The 16466-nt window shown below is 69.7% G+C and carries 12 protein-coding genes and 1 pseudogene; 7 read left to right on the top strand and 6 right to left on the bottom strand.

The window, feature by feature from the left end; genetic code table 11:
- Positions 1–32 precede the first annotated feature (32 nt).
- Positions 33–1253: a DivIVA domain-containing protein gene (locus J7E96_RS00560; protein ID WP_215126244.1), complete on the top strand. Its 1221-nt coding sequence runs from the start codon at positions 33–35 to the stop codon at positions 1251–1253.
- Positions 1254–1547: 294 nt separating this feature from the next.
- On the opposite strand, the gene ileS is transcribed toward J7E96_RS00560, so the two are convergent.
- Positions 1548–4685: an isoleucine--tRNA ligase gene (gene ileS, locus J7E96_RS00555; RefSeq protein ID WP_215126242.1), complete on the bottom strand. Its 3138-nt coding sequence runs from the start codon at positions 4683–4685 to the stop codon at positions 1548–1550.
- Between the two features lie 568 nt (positions 4686–5253).
- Between ileS and J7E96_RS00550 the strand changes: the two genes are divergently transcribed.
- From J7E96_RS00550 to J7E96_RS00530, 5 genes and pseudogenes are all read left to right on the top strand, one after another.
- Entirely contained in the window at positions 5254–6027 is a 774-nt protein-coding gene (locus J7E96_RS00550; protein ID WP_215126240.1) for a TraR/DksA family transcriptional regulator, read from the top strand.
- Positions 6028–6098: 71 nt separating this feature from the next.
- Positions 6099–6710 (top strand): signal peptidase II, encoded by a 612-nt coding sequence (lspA, locus tag J7E96_RS00545; RefSeq protein WP_215126238.1) that lies wholly within the window; start codon positions 6099–6101, stop codon positions 6708–6710.
- A 17-nt stretch (positions 6711–6727) separates the two neighbouring features.
- The gene (locus J7E96_RS00540) at positions 6728–7669 is read left to right on the top strand and encodes an RluA family pseudouridine synthase (RefSeq protein ID WP_214977444.1); all 942 of its coding nucleotides are present in this window, start codon (positions 6728–6730) and stop codon (positions 7667–7669) included.
- A gap of 10 nt (positions 7670–7679) precedes the next feature.
- Complete coding sequence (locus J7E96_RS00535) at positions 7680–8153, top strand: GNAT family N-acetyltransferase (protein WP_215126236.1); 474 nt, start codon at positions 7680–7682, stop codon at positions 8151–8153.
- A 215-nt stretch (positions 8154–8368) separates the two neighbouring features.
- Positions 8369–9919 (top strand): annotated as a pseudogene (locus J7E96_RS00530) (Na+/H+ antiporter); the annotation flags it as partial.
- Positions 9920–10032: 113 nt separating this feature from the next.
- On the opposite strand, the gene J7E96_RS00525 reads toward J7E96_RS00530, so the two are convergent.
- On the bottom strand, positions 10033–11169 hold the full coding sequence (locus J7E96_RS00525; protein ID WP_215126483.1) for a mechanosensitive ion channel family protein: 1137 nt from the start codon (positions 11167–11169) through the stop codon (positions 10033–10035).
- Between the two features lie 30 nt (positions 11170–11199).
- Here J7E96_RS00525 and J7E96_RS00520 point away from each other — a divergent pair, with 30 nt between their 5' ends.
- Positions 11200–11769 carry a dienelactone hydrolase family protein gene (locus J7E96_RS00520; protein WP_215126481.1) on the top strand — a complete coding sequence of 190 codons (570 nt, stop codon included), beginning with the start codon at positions 11200–11202 and terminating at the stop codon, positions 11767–11769.
- Positions 11770–11835: 66 nt separating this feature from the next.
- Here J7E96_RS00520 and J7E96_RS00515 read toward each other — a convergent pair whose 3' ends face one another.
- The 4 genes from J7E96_RS00515 to J7E96_RS00500 form a co-directional block, all read right to left on the bottom strand.
- Positions 11836–12780 (bottom strand): zinc metalloprotease, encoded by a 945-nt coding sequence (locus J7E96_RS00515; RefSeq protein ID WP_215126235.1) that lies wholly within the window; start codon positions 12778–12780, stop codon positions 11836–11838.
- A gap of 347 nt (positions 12781–13127) precedes the next feature.
- The gene (locus J7E96_RS00510) at positions 13128–14780 is read right to left on the bottom strand and encodes an alkaline phosphatase (protein ID WP_215126233.1); all 1653 of its coding nucleotides are present in this window, start codon (positions 14778–14780) and stop codon (positions 13128–13130) included.
- Positions 14781–14865: 85 nt separating this feature from the next.
- Positions 14866–15681 carry a DsbA family protein gene (locus J7E96_RS00505; protein ID WP_215126231.1) on the bottom strand — a complete coding sequence of 272 codons (816 nt, stop codon included), beginning with the start codon at positions 15679–15681 and terminating at the stop codon, positions 14866–14868.
- A gap of 60 nt (positions 15682–15741) precedes the next feature.
- Positions 15742–16440 carry a hypothetical protein gene (locus tag J7E96_RS00500; protein WP_215126229.1) on the bottom strand — a complete coding sequence of 233 codons (699 nt, stop codon included), beginning with the start codon at positions 16438–16440 and terminating at the stop codon, positions 15742–15744.
- Between the last annotated feature and the right edge of the window lie 26 nt (positions 16441–16466).

Raw genomic sequence — 16466 nt, 5'->3', positions numbered from 1 at the left:
ACTGCCGACGACTACGTAGAGGTGAAGAAGAGATGCCGTTGACCCCCGAGGACGTGCGGAACAAGCAGTTCACGACCGTCCGCCTCCGAGAAGGCTATGACGAGGACGAGGTCGATGCCTTCCTCGATGAGGTCGAAGCCGAACTGACGCGCCTGCTGCGCGAGAACGAGGACCTGCGCGCCAAGCTGGCCGCCGCGACGCGTGCCGCCGCGCAGAACCAGCAGCAGCAGGGTATGCGCAAGCCGCCGGAGCAGCAGGATCGTCCCGGCGCGCCCGTGCCTGCGGCCATATCCGGCCCGCCGGTCCAGCAGCAGCCCCCGCAGATGGGTCCGCCCCAGCTGTCCGGTGGTGCGCCGCAGCTGCCCGCCGGCCCCAGTGGTCACCAGCAGCAGGGTCAGCACGGTCAGGGTCAGATGGGCCAGGGCCAGCTCGGTCCCGGTCAGCACGGTCAGGGTCAGCAGGGCCAGCACGGTCCCGGCCCGATGGGGCAGGGCCCGATGGGCCAGGGCCAGATGCAGGGCCAGATGGGCCAGCAGATGGGTCAGGGCCAGATGGGCCAGGGCCCCATGGGTGGCCCGATGGGCGGCCCCATGGGCGGCCACGGTCCGCAGCTCCCGCAGCCCGGTCAGGGCCCCGGCGGCGACAGCGCCGCGCGTGTGCTCTCGCTGGCGCAGCAGACCGCCGACCAGGCGATCGCCGAGGCCCGTTCCGAGGCCAACAAGATCGTCGGTGAGGCGCGCAGCCGCGCCGAGGGTCTGGAGCGGGACGCCCGTGCGAAGGCGGACGCGCTGGAGCGGGACGCGCAGGAGAAGCACCGCGTCGCGATGGGCTCCCTGGAGTCCGCTCGCGCCACGCTGGAGCGCAAGGTCGAGGACCTGCGTGGCTTCGAGCGCGAGTACCGGACCCGGCTGAAGTCCTACCTGGAGAGCCAGCTGCGACAGCTGGAGACCCAGGCGGACGACTCGCTGGCTCCGCCGCGGACTCCGGCGACCGCGTCGCTGCCGCCGGCTCCGCAGATGAGCGGTTCCATGGCACAGGCCGGTGCGGGTTCGATGGGGCACTCCATGGGTGGCAACCCGTCCATGGGCGGCCACGGTGGTCAGTCCTCGAACGGTCCGTCGTACGGCGGCCAGCAGCAGATGTCGCCGGCGATGACTCAGCCGATGGCTCCGGTTCGGCCGCAGGCGCCGCAGCCGATGCAGCAGGCGCCGTCGCCCATGCGCGGGTTCCTGATCGACGAGGACGACAACTGACGGGCGATTGCGCGCGCTGAGCGCGTAGCCGTCGGCAGGCTGAGGGCCGGGCCCCGGGGATTTCTCCCCCGGGGCCCGGCCCTTTTGCGTACGAGTACGCGCGCACGGGCGGTGCGGGTGGGCGACGCCTGCGGCGGGCTCTTTTCCCACCACGCCCCTTCCCGAACTGGGGCGCTGCCCAGACCCCGCTCCTCAAGCGCCGGAGGGGCTGGAGGGTGCCGGGCAGGGGCGGGTGGGAGAACAAGCAAAGGCCCGGCCGACGAGGTCGGCCGGGCCCGGTTGCCTGGGTGGCGGTTACGCCTCGGTCTTGCGGAGGCGGAAGGTCAGGGACAGGCCCTCGTCCGTGAAGGGGGTGCCGTAGGTGTCGTCCGCTTCAGCCTTGGTGAAGTCCCGGGCCAGGACCTCGTCCGCGATCAGCGCCGCGTGCTCGGACAGGGCAGCCGCCGTCTCCTCGGAGGTGGTGGTCCAGCGGACCGCGATACGGTCCGCCACGTCCAGGCCGCTGTTCTTGCGGGCCTCCTGGATCAGCCGGATCGCGTCACGCGCCAGGCCCGCCCGCCGCAGCTCGGGAGTGATCTCCAGGTCCAGGGCGACCGTCGCGCCCGAGTCCGAGGCCACCGACCAGCCCTCGCGCGGGGTCTCGGTGATGATGACCTCGTCGGGGGAGAGGGAGACCGTCTCGCCGTTCACCGTGACCGTCGCCGTGCCCTCGCGCAGGGCCAGGGAGAGCGCGGCAGCATCCGCCTCCGCCACCGCCTTGGCCACCGCCTGCACACCCTTGCCGAAGCGCTTGCCGAGGGCGCGGAAGTTCGCCTTGGCGGTCGTGTCGACCAGCGAGCCGCCGACCTCCGAGAGGGAGGCGAGCGAGGAGACGTTCAGCTCCTCCGTGATCTGGGCCCGCAGTTCGGGCGTCAGGGACTCGAAGCCCGAGGCCGCGACCAGGGCGCGGGACAGCGGCTGGCGGGTCTTGACGCCCGACTCCGCCCGCGTCGCCCGCCCCAGCTCGACCAGGCGGCGTACCAGCGCCATCTGCCGGGACAGGGTGGGGTCGATCGCCGTGAGGTCGGGGTCCGGCCATGTGGAGAGGTGGACCGACTCCGGGGCGTCCGGCGTGACCGGGGTGATCAAGTCCTGCCAGACCCGCTCGGTGATGAAGGGGGTGAGGGGGGCCATCAGGCGGGTGATCGTCTCGACCACGTCGTGCAGGGTGCGCAGCGCCGCCTTGTCGCCCTGCCAGAAGCGGCGGCGTGATCGGCGTACGTACCAGTTCGAGAGGTCGTCGACGAAGGAAGACAGGAGCTTGCCCGCTCGCTGGGTGTCGAACGTCTCCATCGACTGCGTGACCTGGTCCGTCAGCGCGTGGAGTTCCGACAGGAGCCAGCGGTCCAGCACCGGGCGGTCGGCCGGGGCCGGGTCCGCGGCGCTGGGCGCCCAGTTCGACGTACGGGCGTACAGGGCCTGGAAGGCGACCGTGTTCCAGTAGGTGAGGAGGGTCTTCCTCACCACCTCCTGGATCGTGCCGTGGCCCACGCGGCGCGCCGCCCACGGCGAGCCGCCGGCCGCCATGAACCAGCGGACCGCGTCCGCGCCGTGCTGGTCCATGAGCGGGATGGGTTCGAGGGTGTTGCCCAGGTGCTTGGACATCTTCCGGCCGTCCTCGGCCAGGATGTGACCCAGGCAGACGACGTTCTCGTACGACGACTTGTCGAAGACCAGCGTGCCCACGGCCATGAGCGTGTAGAACCAGCCGCGGGTCTGGTCGATGGCCTCCGAGATGAACTGCGCCGGGTAGCGCTTCTCGAAGAGTTCCTTGTTCTGGTACGGGTAGCCCCACTGCGCGAACGGCATCGAGCCCGAGTCGTACCAGGCGTCGATGACCTCGGGGACGCGCGTCGCGGTCTGCTCGCAGGTGGGGCAGGGGAACGTGACCGTGTCGATGTACGGGCGGTGCGGGTCCAGGGACGACTGGTCGGTGCCGGAGAGGTCGGAGAGCTCCGCCAGGGAGCCTACGCACGTGAGGTGGTTGTCCTCGCAGCGCCAGATCGGGAGCGGGGTGCCCCAGTAGCGGTTGCGGGACAGCGCCCAGTCGATGTTGTTGTTCAGCCAGTCGCCGAAGCGGCCCTGCTTCACGGAGTCCGGGAACCAGTTCGTCCGCTCGTTCTCGCGCAGCATCGCGTCCTTGACCGCGGTGGTCCTGATGTACCAGGACGGCTGTGCGTAGTAGAGAAGCGCGGTGTGGCAGCGCCAGCAGTGCGGGTAGCTGTGCTCGTACGGGGTGTGGCGGAAGAGGAGACCGCGCGCGTCCAGGTCCGCGGTGAGGGCCTCGTCGGCCTTCTTGAAGAACTGGCCGCCGACGAGCGTGAGCTCGGGGGCGAAGGTGCCGTCGGGGAGGACCGGGTTCACTACCGGGAGGCCGTACGCCCGGCAGGTCTTCAGGTCGTCCTCACCGAAGGCCGGAGCCTGGTGGACCAAGCCCGTGCCGTCCTCCGTGGTGACGTAGTCGGCGTTCACCACGAAATGGGCCGGCTTTTCGAAGCCGACCAGGGCGAAGGGGCGCTCGTACGTCCAGCGCTCCATCTCCGCGCCGGTGAAGGTCTGGCCGGTCGGCTGCCAGTCTTCGCCCAGGGACTTCTCCAGGAGGGGCTGGGCCACTACCAGCTTTTCGTCGCCGTTCGTGGCCACCACGTAAGTGACGTCGGGGTGCGCCGCCACCGCCGTGTTGGAGACGAGGGTCCACGGAGTCGTTGTCCAGATCAGCAGCGACGCCTCACCCGCGAGCGGGCCCGAGGTGAGGGGGAAGCGGACGAAGACGGAGGGGTCGACTACCGTTTCGTAGCCCTGTGCCAGCTCGTGGTCGGACAGGCCCGTGCCGCAGCGGGGGCACCAGGGGGCTACGCGGTGGTCCTGGACCAGCAGGTCCTTGTTGAAGATCTCCTTCAGGGACCACCAGACCGACTGGACGTACGACGGATCCATGGTCCGGTACGCGTTGTCGAGGTCCGTCCAGTACCCCATGCGGGTCGTGAGCTCGGCGAAGGCGTCGGTGTGGCGGGTGACCGACTCGCGGCACTTCGCGTTGAATTCCGCGATGCCGTACGCCTCGATGTCCTTCTTGCCGTTGAAGCCGAGCTCCTTCTCGACGGCGAGCTCGACGGGCAGGCCGTGGCAGTCCCAGCCGGCCTTGCGGGCGACGTGATAGCCCCGCATGGTGCGAAAGCGCGGGAAGACGTCCTTGAAGACGCGGGCCTCGATGTGGTGCGCGCCCGGCATGCCGTTGGCGGTGGGCGGGCCCTCGTAGAACACCCACTCAGGGCGTCCCTCGGACTGTTCGAGACTCTTCGAGAAGACCTTGTTCTCGCGCCAGAATTCGAGCACGGCGTGCTCAAGGGCGGGCAGGTCGACCTGGGCGGGCACCTGGCGGTACAGCGACATCGATTCCTCCGGCGGACTGTGACTTCCGTCGGAGGGACGAGAGCGCTGTGCTGCTCCCGCGGTACCACCCTCCTTGGCCCCGGGCGGCGCCCGTGACCCCCTCATTGGGGCAGCGATGCCGGTTCTACTCGCCTTGCGTCCGTGGGCGGAGCCCACTGTTCAAAGCTTTCTTCCGGCGGCTCAGGGGTGATGCTTCACGTCGGGCCGGCCCCCGGGCTCACACCGTCCCCGGGTCGCTCTTGGCTGCGTACGACGCTACTCGTCCCCTTCGAGGCCTTTCGCTGCGCCCAGTGTACGGGCCGGGGGGCCGGGCGGCCGCCCCGTTTTCCGCGCGGCGCCGGGGCGTACACCGATAACCCGAATGGCCATACGCGGCCCGCGGACTCCGCCCGCATCCCCCGGAGCGGATTACCGGGCGGAGAGCTGGGCACAACCGATGCAGGCTCACCGTGTCCCGCGTACGGCGGGGCCCAACCGGCGGCGTGCCCCGTTGCCGCGGGGCTGGGGTCGACTTATCGTCCCAGCACGATGCGCGAGCAAGATCACAATATGTGAAGGGGCCGCGGCCATGGTGGCTAAGAAGACCGCCGCAGAGAGCGCAGACGGGATCGGCACGACGGAGCACGCGGACCACGCGGACAACGCAGCCGTCGCGAAGAAGGCCGTCGCGAAAAGGGCCGCTGCCAAGGAGACCGCCGCCAAGAAGAGCGCCGCGAAGAAGGCTGTGGCGAAGAAGGCGGCACCGGCCAAGAAGGCACCTGCCGAGAAGGCGGCTGCGAAGAGGGCCGCTCCTGCGGCCAAGGGGGCGGCTGCGGCCGCGGAAGAGACAGGAGCCAAGACGGTGGTTGCCAAGAAGACCGCGAGCAGGACCACGGGCGCCAAGAAGGCGGCCACGGCTACGACGACAGGGCTTCCCGCGTCCCTCACGGTCGCCCCGGCGGCCCCCGGCGAGCTCGCCGTCAGGCCGGGGGAGGATCCCTGGACCCCGGACGAGGTCGCCGAGGCGCGGGCCGCGCTGGAACAGGAGGTCGCCGGTCTCAGGGCCGAGATCATCGCGTCGGAGGAGGCGGTGACCGGACTGATGCGGGACTCCGGGGACGGCGCGGGCGACGACCAGGCCGACACCGGTACCAAGAACATCTCCCGCGAGTACGAGCTGGCACTGGCGGCCAGCGCCCGCGAACGTCTGGAACAGACCGAGCGGGCCCTGGAGCGGCTGGACGCGGGGACGTACGGACTCTGTGAGGTCTGCGGCAAGCCGATCGGCAAGGCGCGCATGCAGGCCTTCCCGCGCGCCACGCTCTGCGTCGAGGACAAGCAGAAGCAGGAGCGCCGCTACTGACACCACAAGTCTGTCCGTACGTGTGTGCCGTACCCTCGTGCTCAGTCAGGCACCTAGGTTGAGGGACTCACGTGGCAGAGGCGGAGCGCATCATCGGTACGCCGGATACCCCTGATGAGGTCGGGGGACCTGAGCCGGACGAGACCTCCGACGCGGCGGCCCCCGGCACGGCTGCGGACGAGCAGCCGGCGGGCAGGGGCAAGCGCAGGATCGCTGTGCTGTTCACGGTGGCCCTGGTGGCCTACGTACTGGATCTGAGCACCAAGATGCTCGTGGTGGCCAAGCTGGAGCATCACGAGCCGATCCAGGTCATCGGTGACCTGCTGAGGTTCGAGGCGATCAGGAACGCCGGCGCCGCGTTCGGCATCGGCGAGGCCTTCACCGTCATCTTCACGGCCATCGCGGCCGCCGTGATCGTGGTGATCGCCCGGCTCGCGCGCAAGCTCTACAGCCTGCCCTGGGCCATCGCGCTCGGCCTGCTGCTCGGTGGCGCGCTCGGCAACCTCACCGACCGGATCTTCCGCTCGCCCGGCGTCTTCAAGGGCGCCGTGGTGGACTTCATCGCCCCGGCGAACTTCGCGGTCTTCAACCTCGCGGACTCGGCGATCGTGTGCGGCGGCATTCTGATTGTGATCCTGTCGTTCCGGGGGCTGGACCCCGACGGGACCGTTCACAAGGACTGACAAGGCATACTCGACGGGTGAGTACCATTCCCGAGTTCCGCACCCTGCCCGTACCCGATGGCCTTGAGGGCGAGCGCGTCGACGCCGCCATTTCCCGGATGTTCGGGTTTTCCCGTACGAAGGCGGCCGAGCTTGCCGCCGCCGGGAAGGTTCAGGTCGACGGGGCGGTGGTCGGGAAGTCCGAGCGGGTCCACGGCGGGGCCTGGCTCGAGGTGGAGATGCCGCAGGCCGCAGCCCCCGTACAGATCGTCGCCGAGCCCGTCGAGGGCATGGAGATCGTGCATGACGACGACGACATCGTCGTCATAGACAAGCCCGTCGGCGTCGCCGCCCACCCCAGCCCCGGCTGGACCGGCACCACCGTCATCGGCGGGCTCGCCGCCGCCGGGTACCGCATCTCGACGTCGGGCGCCGCCGAGCGCCAGGGCATCGTGCACCGCCTCGACGTCGGTACGTCGGGCCTCATGGTCGTGGCCAAGTCGGAGCGGGCGTACACGCTGCTCAAGGCGCAGTTCCGGGACCGGGTCGTCGTGAAGAAGTACCACGCGCTGGTCCAGGGCCACCCCGACCCGATGAGCGGCACGATCGACGCCCCGATCGGGCGCCACCCCAACCACGACTACAAGTGGGCCGTGACGGCCGAGGGCAAGCCTTCCGTCACGCACTACGACCTGATCGAGGCCTTCAGGGCCGCGTCGCTCCTCGACATCAAGCTGGAGACCGGGCGTACGCACCAGATCCGCGTGCACATGTCCGCTCACCGCCACCCGTGCGTGGGTGACCTGACGTACGGCGCCGACCCGACGATGGGCAAGCGGCTCGGCCTGACGCGGCAGTGGCTGCACGCGATGCGGCTCGGCTTCGAGCACCCGTCGGACGGGCAGTGGGTCGAGTTCGAGAGCTCGTACCCCGCCGACCTCCAGAAGGCGCTGGATGTGATCCGCGCCGAGAGCGAGTGAGCGCGCGGCGATGAGTACGTCCGCCGCGTACGTCGTCCGGATCGCTGACGGGCCTGCCGACATGGAAGCCTGTTTCGCCGTACGCAAGCAGGTCTTCGTCGTCGAGCAGCGGGTGCCCGCCGACATCGAGTACGACGCGTACGACGCCGGCGCGGTGCACGTCCTGGCCGTGACCGGCGACGGGCTGCCGCTCGGCACGGGGCGGCTGCTGTACGGGGCCGCCGCGGCCGGCAAGACCGGCGGGGACGAGTCGGTCGGCTCGCTCGGCAGGCTGGCCGTCCGCCGCGAGGCGCGCGGGCTCGGCGTCGGGGCGGCGCTGGTGCGGGCGATCGAGGGCGCGGCGCGGGAGCGGGGGCTGCGCGCGGTGGACCTGCACGCGCAGACGCACGCGCTCGGCTTCTACGAGCGGCTCGGGTACGCCGGGTACGGGCCGGAATTCCCGGACGCGGGCATTCCGCACCAGGCGATGAGGCGCGGGTTGTAGGCGCGGCTCAGCGCGCTCATGGGGTCACAGCTCAAGGCTGTGGCCCCATTTCGCTGCCCGCTGATGGTGGGGAAAGGGGCGCCGGGGCTGTCCAGAGCCGGCGTCTGGATCCGGCAGCGGATCCGGGAGTAGTGGCACGCTTGGGGTCTTGATCGGCGCTGATCGTCGCTGATCGTCATTGATTGTCGAGATTCCGAACCGCCGGAAGGTGCACCGTGGATCAATTGGCCCTGCTGTTCCTGCTGTTGCTCGGGGCCGTCGTCACGGTGCCGCTCGGGGAACGTCTCGGGCTGCCGGCGCCGGTACTGATGACGCTCGCCGGAATCGTTCTGGCGCTGCTGCCGTTCGTACCGAACGTCGAGATCCCGCCCGAGTACATCCTGCCGCTGGTCCTGCCGCCGCTGCTGTACGCCGCCGTACAGCGCACCTCGTGGCGGCAGTTCGCCGCGAACATCAGGCCCATCCTGCTGCTCGCAGTGGCGCTCGTCTTCGTGACGATGGCCGCCGTGGCCGCCGTCGCGGGCGCCCTCGTGCCGGGGCTGCCGCTGGCCGCGGCCATCGCGCTGGGGGCGCTCGTCGCCCCGCCCGACCCGATCGCGGCGACTGCCGTGGCCGGTTCGTTGGGGCTGCCGCGGCGGCTCGTGTCGATCCTGGAGGGCGAGGGGCTGTTCAACGATGTGACGGCCATCGTGCTCTATCACGTGGCGATCGCGGCGGCGGTGAGCGGAACGTTCTCCTGGCCGGTCGCGGTCGGCGAGCTCTTTCTCTCCGCTCTCGTCGCCGTCGTCGTCGGGTTCGGGCTCGGCTGGACGACCGACAAGCTGATGGGCTACCTCGGCGATGCGACCCTGCAGATCAGCCTGACGCTGCTGGCGCCCTTCGTCGCCTATGTGCTGGCGGAGGAGTTCAAGGGCTCCGGCGTGCTCGCCGTACTCGTCATCGCGCTGTATCTGGCCGAGCACGCCGTCGACGCCGACGACGTACTCGGCCGCATCGCCGGACGGACCTTCTGGCAGATCGTCGACACCCTGGTCACCGGTGTCGCGTTCGGGCTGATCGGCCTGGAGCTGCACAACGTCTTCGGTACGGCTGACGACCGCCTGGGCGAGATGCTCGGCTGGGGCGGAGCGATCGTCGCGGTGGTCGTCGGCGTACGGCTGGCGTGGCTGCTGCCGGCGACCTGGCTGGCCAAGCGGCTGCACACGCTGCGGGACTACGACGAGGACATTCCCGTCAGCTGGCGGGAGACCGTCGTCATGTGGTGGTCGGGGATGCGGGGCGTGGCGTCGGTCGCGCTGGCGCTGGCGATTCCGCTGAAGACGGCCGACGGTTCGCCGTTCCCGGCGCGGGACGAGATCATCTTCATCGCGTTCTCGGTCATCCTGACGACACTCGTCGTCCAGGGGCTCACGCTGCCGTGGCTGGTGCGCAGGCTCGGCGTACGCGCGGACACGGGGGCGGAGCGCGAGCTCGAACACGGGCTCGCGGTACGGGCCGCCAAGGCCGCCAAGCGCAGGCTCAAGGAGATCCAGGACGTCGAGGACCTGCCCGAGGACGTCCTGGAGCGGCTCCTGCGTGGTGCGTTCGACATCGGGGCGAGGATCAGTCCGGACATCGTGGACGACGAGCGGCGCGAGGCGTACGCGCAGCGCGTCGAGCGGGTGAAGTCCGTGCACCGGATCCAGCGCGAGATGATGTCGGCGGCGCGGCACGAGGTGCTGTCCGCACGGAACGAACCGGGGGCGGACCCGGAGGTTGTCGACCGCAATGAGTGCCGCCGTGAGGATTCCGTGGGTCATGCCCCGACGGTATGGATCAACCGGGCATCAGTACGCATCACTTGGACGTGCGCAGCCTGCGGTAGGCGCCTCCCGACGAGTCACCCGCGGCCCGTGCGCGGGGTCGTGTCGGTCGTGTCGGTCGTGTCGTCCTCGGCACGCGTGATCGCCTCCGGCGGGCGGTGGCCGTTGCCGTTCGGGGGGTGGGCCGCCGGGGCCGTGGCGATGCGGGGGAGGGCATACGGGTGCTTCTCGGCCAGCCAGCCGATCAGCTGCTCGCGAACCGTGCATCGCACCGTCCAGACGTCGTCCGCGTCCTTGGCCGTGACGACCGCCCGTACCTGCATGGTGTTCGGCGTCGTATCGGTGACCGCCAGGCCCCAGTCGCGGCCGTCCCACGCCTTGCACGTGCCCAGGATCTCCTGGAGCTTCTCCCGCATCAGGTCCACCGGCGCGCTGTGGTCGAGGTGGAAGAAGACCGTGCCGGTCATCTGGGCGCCGCCGCGCGACCAGTTCTCGAACGGCTTGCTGGTGAAGTACGACACCGGCATGGTGATCCGCCGCTCGTCCCAGGTCCGTACGGCCAGGAACGTGAGCGTGACCTCCTCCACCGTGCCCCATTCGCCGTCCACGACCACCGTGTCCCCTATGCGCACCATGTCACCGAAGGCGATCTGGAAGCCGGCGAAGAGGTTGCCGAGGGTCGACTGGGCCGCGACACCGGCCACGATGCCGATGATTCCGGCCGAGGCGAGCATCGACGTACCGATCGTCCGCATGCCGGGGAAGGTCATCAGCATCGCGCCGACCGCCACCACCGCCACGACCGCGGTCACGATCCGCATGATCAGCGTGACCTGGGTGCGGACGCGCCGTACCCGGGCCGGATCGCGGGTCGAGGACGCGTAGCGCGCGTACGACGATTCCACGATGGCGGAGGCGATCCGCACCACCAGCCACGCACTGGCACCGATCAGCACCAGCGAGAGCGTCTGGCCGATACCGGCCCTGTGGTCCTGGACCATCCTCAGGTCGGTCTTCGCGTACGCCCCTCTCAGGACCGCGGCGAGCAGCAGCACCTGCAGTGGGACGCGGCAGCGGCGCAGCAGGCCCCACAGGGGGGTCTCGTGGTGACGGGCATCGGTCCGGCGCAAAAGGAGATCGGCGGCCCAGCCGACGAGCAGCGTGAGCGCGACCGAGCCACCAATGACCAGCAACGGGCGCAGTACGTTCTCCATGACTCCGACGCTAAATGGGAGGATGACGGGATGGACATCATGCTTTTCCACTCCGTCTGCGGTCTGCGCCCGGCGGTGCACGCCGCGGCAGAGCGGCTACGTGCCGCCGGGCACCAGGTGCACGTGCCCGACCTCTTCGACGGGCAAACCGCCGAAACCGTGGAGGAGGGTATGGCGATCAAGGACGGCATCGGCCGGGACGAGCTGCTGCGGCGCGCCGTCCTCGCCGCTGCCCCGCACTCCGAGAGCGGTCTGGTGTACGCCGGTTTCTCCTTCGGCGGGTCCGTCGCGCAGAATCTGGCGCTCGGTGACGAGAAGGCCCGTGGGCTGCTGCTTCTGCACGGCACCTCGGACATCGCGGACGACGCTTCGGCGCAGGGTCTGCCCGTACAGCTGCATGTCGCGGACCCCGATCCCTTCGAGTCCGACGACTGGCTGAACGCCTGGTATCTGCGGATGCGGCGGGCCGGCGCTGACGTGGAGATCTATCGCTATCCGGGGGCCGGGCACCTCTACACCGACCCGGAGCTGCCGGACTACGACGCCGAAGCGGCGACGACGACGTGGAAGGTCGCAGCCGGCTTCCTGGCGACGCTGTAGAGCGGCGCGAGGCCCCGCGCGTACCCGCTGCGGCGGGAAGCGCGAGGCCTCGGCCTGCTGGTTCGGTCAGCCGGCGCGGTACGCCGTCCAGTTGTCGGCCATCCGCGTCACCTGGCCGGTCGTGAACTGGTACATGCAGTTGTCGTACGTGTAGTCCATGAAGTTGTGGACCGGGTCGACGCCGGGCTTGCTGGCGCAGGAGTCACGGCCGGTCGGGCACTGGTACGCCGCGCTCTTCTCGGCCGGGGTGTCGGTGACGTAGTCGCCGTTGCCGTTACAGCCGCCCTGGAAGGTGTGGTAGAGCCCCAGCCAGTGGCCGACCTCGTGGGTGGCGGTGTCGCCCTCGTTGTAGTTGGCGGAGCTGCCGCCCGGGAGCGACTTGTCGAGGACGACGACGCCGTCCATGGTCGGGTTTGACTGGTACGAGCTCGGGAAGGTCGCCCAGCCGAGCAGTCCGCCGCTGAGGTTGGCGGTGTAGAAGTTGAGCGCGCCGGCGCCGCCCTGACGCAGGGCGGCCTTCATCTCCTTCTCGGCGGTCGAGCCGGACGCCAGGTTGTACCAGGAGGCGTTGTCCGTGTAGTCCGTGGCGGCCAGCGTGAACTGGAAGTTGGAGTTGGCGTTTCCGGTGCCCTGGCCGCCGAACGCCGAGTTGAGGACCGCCATCTGGTTGTTGATGTCGGTCGTCGTCAGTTTGCCGGTGGTGCCGCTGTGAATGACGTGGAAGTACACCGGGATGTTCGTCACGGCGGTGGCCGAGAAGTCCCTGGCGGCGCCGCCCGACGTGCGCAGCTTGTCGAGTCTCCTGCGCAGGTCCGCGTCCATGGCCTGGGCCTTGGCGGCCGTGACCTCGTTGGGCTCGTGGGCGTGCTGGTCGCCCGAGGGACGCGCCTCGCGGGCGGTGGCGCTCGCGTGGGTCTCCTCGACGCACTTCTCGGCCTTCTCGGCGGGCGCCTTGGCGACGGCGATGCCGGCGGGTGCGGACAGGGTGGACAGGGCCAGGGTTCCAGCCATTACCGCCGTACCTATGAACCGCTTGCGCAGAAGGGGGGATATACGGGCAAGAGCACGCACGTTGACTCCTCGCGGGGGTGGGCGAGGGTGGGTTGTTCCTCGCCGCTGCCCGGAGGTTATGTGTGCATGTCAGATCTCGATGAGAAGCGATCAAGCCCAATCAATCCTCAGAGCAATTGGGACATCGGGACGAAAACTTTCAGCCTGGTCCAGACTTTGAGATGCGCAGGTAAGGCCTGGGGCTACCGAGGCGGGTGGTGTGTCCGCATTCGGATGGCGGATTAACACCACCCGCCTCCTGGCGTGATCTGCTCGCAACAGGTTGCTTGGTGGCTGAAAATCGCCTGTCAGCGAACCGGCTGGTTCACCCGCTCGACCTTCTGCGTTCCGCTGAGCGTGCGGTACGAGCGCGTCCAGCGCGCGGTCGCGTCCTGACGTGTCTTGTCGGAGATGACGAAGTAGTCCATCTGCGAGCGCTCGCCCGTGACGTCGAGGACGCCGAAGCCGTGAGAGTCCATGTCCAGCCACTTCACATGGCGGTTGGCGGCCTTGACCGCCGTGGCGGCGACCAGCGAGACGGTCTGGGGCGCGACGTGCAGGATGTCGTCGAGGTTGTCCGAGGAGACCGAGGTGACCACGAACTCGGTCGCCGCCGACGGCGAGATCGGATACGTCGCCGCTCTGACCGGTACGTCGTTGGCCCATGCCATGTGGATGTCACCGGTCAGGAAGACCGTGTTCTTGATCGCCCGGTCCCTGAGGTGGGTGATCAGCTCCTTGCGGTCGTCGGTGTAGCCGTCCCACTGGTCGACGTTGACCGCGAGTCCTTCCTTGGGCAGACCGAGCAACTCGGCCAGCGGCTCCAGCAGATGGGCCGGTACGGAGCCGAAGGCCACCGGCGAGATCATCACCGACGTACCGACCAGCTTCCAGACGGCGTCGGAGGAGGTGAGCCCGGACTTGAGCCAGTCGAGCTGGGCACGGCCCGTGATCGTACGCTCGGGGTCGTCGACCGAGCCGTTGCCGATTTTCGCCTGCTGGGAGCGGAACGACCTCAGGTCGAGCAGGTGCAGATCGGCCAGCTTGCCGAAGCGCAGCCGTCGGTAGACGGTGCCCTCCGTGGAGGCGCGGACCGGCATCCACTCGAAGTACGCCTGCTTCGCGGCGGCCACGCGCGCGGACCACTCGCCCTCCGCGCCCGGCGTGTGGTTCTGCGCGCCGCCCGACCAGGCGTCGTTGGCCATTTCGTGGTCGTCCCAGATGGCTATGACCGGGTGCGCGGCGTGCAGCGCCTGGAGATCGGCGTCGGTCTTGTACTTGCCGTGGCGGGTGCGGTAGTCGGCGAGGGTGAGGATCTCGTGGGCCGGCTCGTGCTGCCGTACGACGGCCGGGGGCGCGGGGTAGCCGCCCGTCGCGTACTCGTACAGGTAGTCGCCGAGGTGGAGGACCGCGTCGAGGTCGGCGCGGGCGGCGAGATGCCGGTACGCCGAGAAGTAACCCGACTCCCAGTTGGCGCAGGAGACGACGCCGAAGCGCACGCCGGGCGTGTCGGCGTCGGCGGCCGGAGCGGTGCGGGTGCGGGCGGTGGGGGACACGACCTCGCCCGCGGTGAAGCGGAAGTAATAGGCGGCTCCCTGAGCCAAGCCCCTTACGTCGACCTTGACGGTGTGGTCGGCCGCCGCGCTCGCGGTTGTCGTACCGCGGGCGACGGTCTTCGAGAACCCCTTGTCCTCGGCGACCTCCCAACTCACCGCCACATCGGGCCCCTTGCCGGAGCCCGGCCCGGCGTCAGGGGTGGGAGTTATTCGGGTCCACAGGAGGACACCGTCGGGCAACGGGTCGCCGGAAGCGACTCCATGGAGGAATGCGGGTCTCTGTACGGCGTCGGCAGCAGCGGCTCCGGAACTCGTACCGGCGACGACAGGGGCGGCGACAGCGGTGGCGGCGGCGGCCTTGAGGGCCGTGCGGCGGCTGGGAGATGAAGCGAATCGACTGGTCACAGCCGTACATTACTGATCAGTACGGCCCAAGGGTGGGCAAACGCAAGAACGTTCGCCCGCCCTTGGGTGAAGTGCCGTGCGGCCGCTACGCCTTGAGGGCCTTGTCGATCGCCGCCTTGAACTCCGCAGGCGCCATGGGCGGGTTCTCGCCGTCCGAACCGGTGACCTTCTCGCCGTCCATCTTGAGCGTCGGCGTCCCCTTCACACCGCTCTTGTCGAAGGTGTCCGACATCTTCAGCGCCCAGGCGTCGAAGGTGCCGTCCTGCACGTTCCGCTGGAACTTCTTGTTGCCCTTCAAAGCGTCCACCTCGTCGGCCACCTTGATCAGGTAGTCGTCCTTCGCGAACTTGTCGTCCTGCTCCTCGGGGTGGTTCTTCTGCGAGTACAGCGCGCCCTTGTACTCCAGGAACGCCTCGGGGCTGACGTCGAGCGCGGCGCCCAGCGCGCTCAGCGCGTTCCGCGAGCCCTCACCGGGGATGGTCGTGTCGATGAAGGTGGCGCCGATGTACTTGACCTTGTACTTGCCGGCGTCGACGTCCTTCAGAATCGTCTCGCCGTTGGCCTGCTCGAACGTGGCGCAGACGGGGCAGCGCGAGTCCTCGTACAGCTCCAGCGTCTTCTTGGCGTCCTTCTTGCCGACGACGACGGTCGTGCCGTCCTTGCCCGTGGTGTTCGCCGGAGCGGTGACCTGCTTCTGGTTCTTGGCGGCCTCCCAGGCGGACGGCTTGTTCGCCTGCATGACGCCGTAGCCGACGCCGCCGGCCACCGCCAGGACGCCGACGATCGAAAGGGCGACGATCAGCTGGCGGCGGGTCCTGTCCTTCTTGGCCTGACGCTCGCGCTCGGCGCGCAGCCGCTCGCGGGCCGCTGCCTTGTTGGCCTGGTTGTTGCGTGCACTCATGGTCGTGTTCTCCGTAAGTCCGTAAGGGGGACTGGGTGGCTGGACTGGGGGCTGCTGGGCTCAGGCGAAAACGGGTGCCGAGCGCGGCGGACCCCTGCGTCCTACGGAGTGCACGAACAGGCGGCCGGGGGAGGCGGTGCGGGCCCGGCGGGTGGGCCGCACCGCGCGGCGTACGGGCCAGTGGGCCGCGCCGGTCGCGGCGACGGCGATCAGCAGCGGCCGGAAGGTGAACGCGGCCAAGGTCCGCACGAGACCCGCGAGCGCCGCCTCACCGCGCCGCAGCCAGGCCGCGGCGAGCAGCCCCACCGTGACGTGGGCGGCGAGCAGCAGCCAGGGCAGGGCGGGGTCGGGGGAGCTGAGGAGGGCGGCGGCGCTCTCCTGGGGGCCCGTGACCCGTACGAGCGGAGCACCGAGCCCGCCCTTCGCGCCGCCGCCGCACAGCACGTCGAATCCGACCGAACGCAAAGAGCCCGCGACCGGGCCGCCCGCAGCCCCGTAACAGAGGTGCTGTCCGGTGGTGAAGACCGTGTCGGCGGCCAGCTCCAGCGGTACGAGCAGACCGGCGATGGCGCCGAAGCCGCGCTCCCGGCCCGCCAGTGCGTACGCGACGGCGAACACGGTGGCCGCGATCCCGGCCACCACGGTCAGCGGCAGCGGGACCCGGGAGAGCAGCACATGGGACGCGGCGGAGAGCGTGACGACGAGCGCGGTGAAAAGCGCCGCACGCACCGCCCTCAGCTGCGTCCCCGATACGTCCATAGCCCGTGAGTTTGCCACGGGTTCCT

The organism is Streptomyces sp. ISL-96 (assembly GCF_018614035.1).
Lineage (GTDB): Bacteria > Actinomycetota > Actinomycetes > Streptomycetales > Streptomycetaceae > Streptomyces.
Note: the sequence above shows the minus strand (reverse complement) of the source record. Positions and strands in the feature narration are given on the sequence as shown.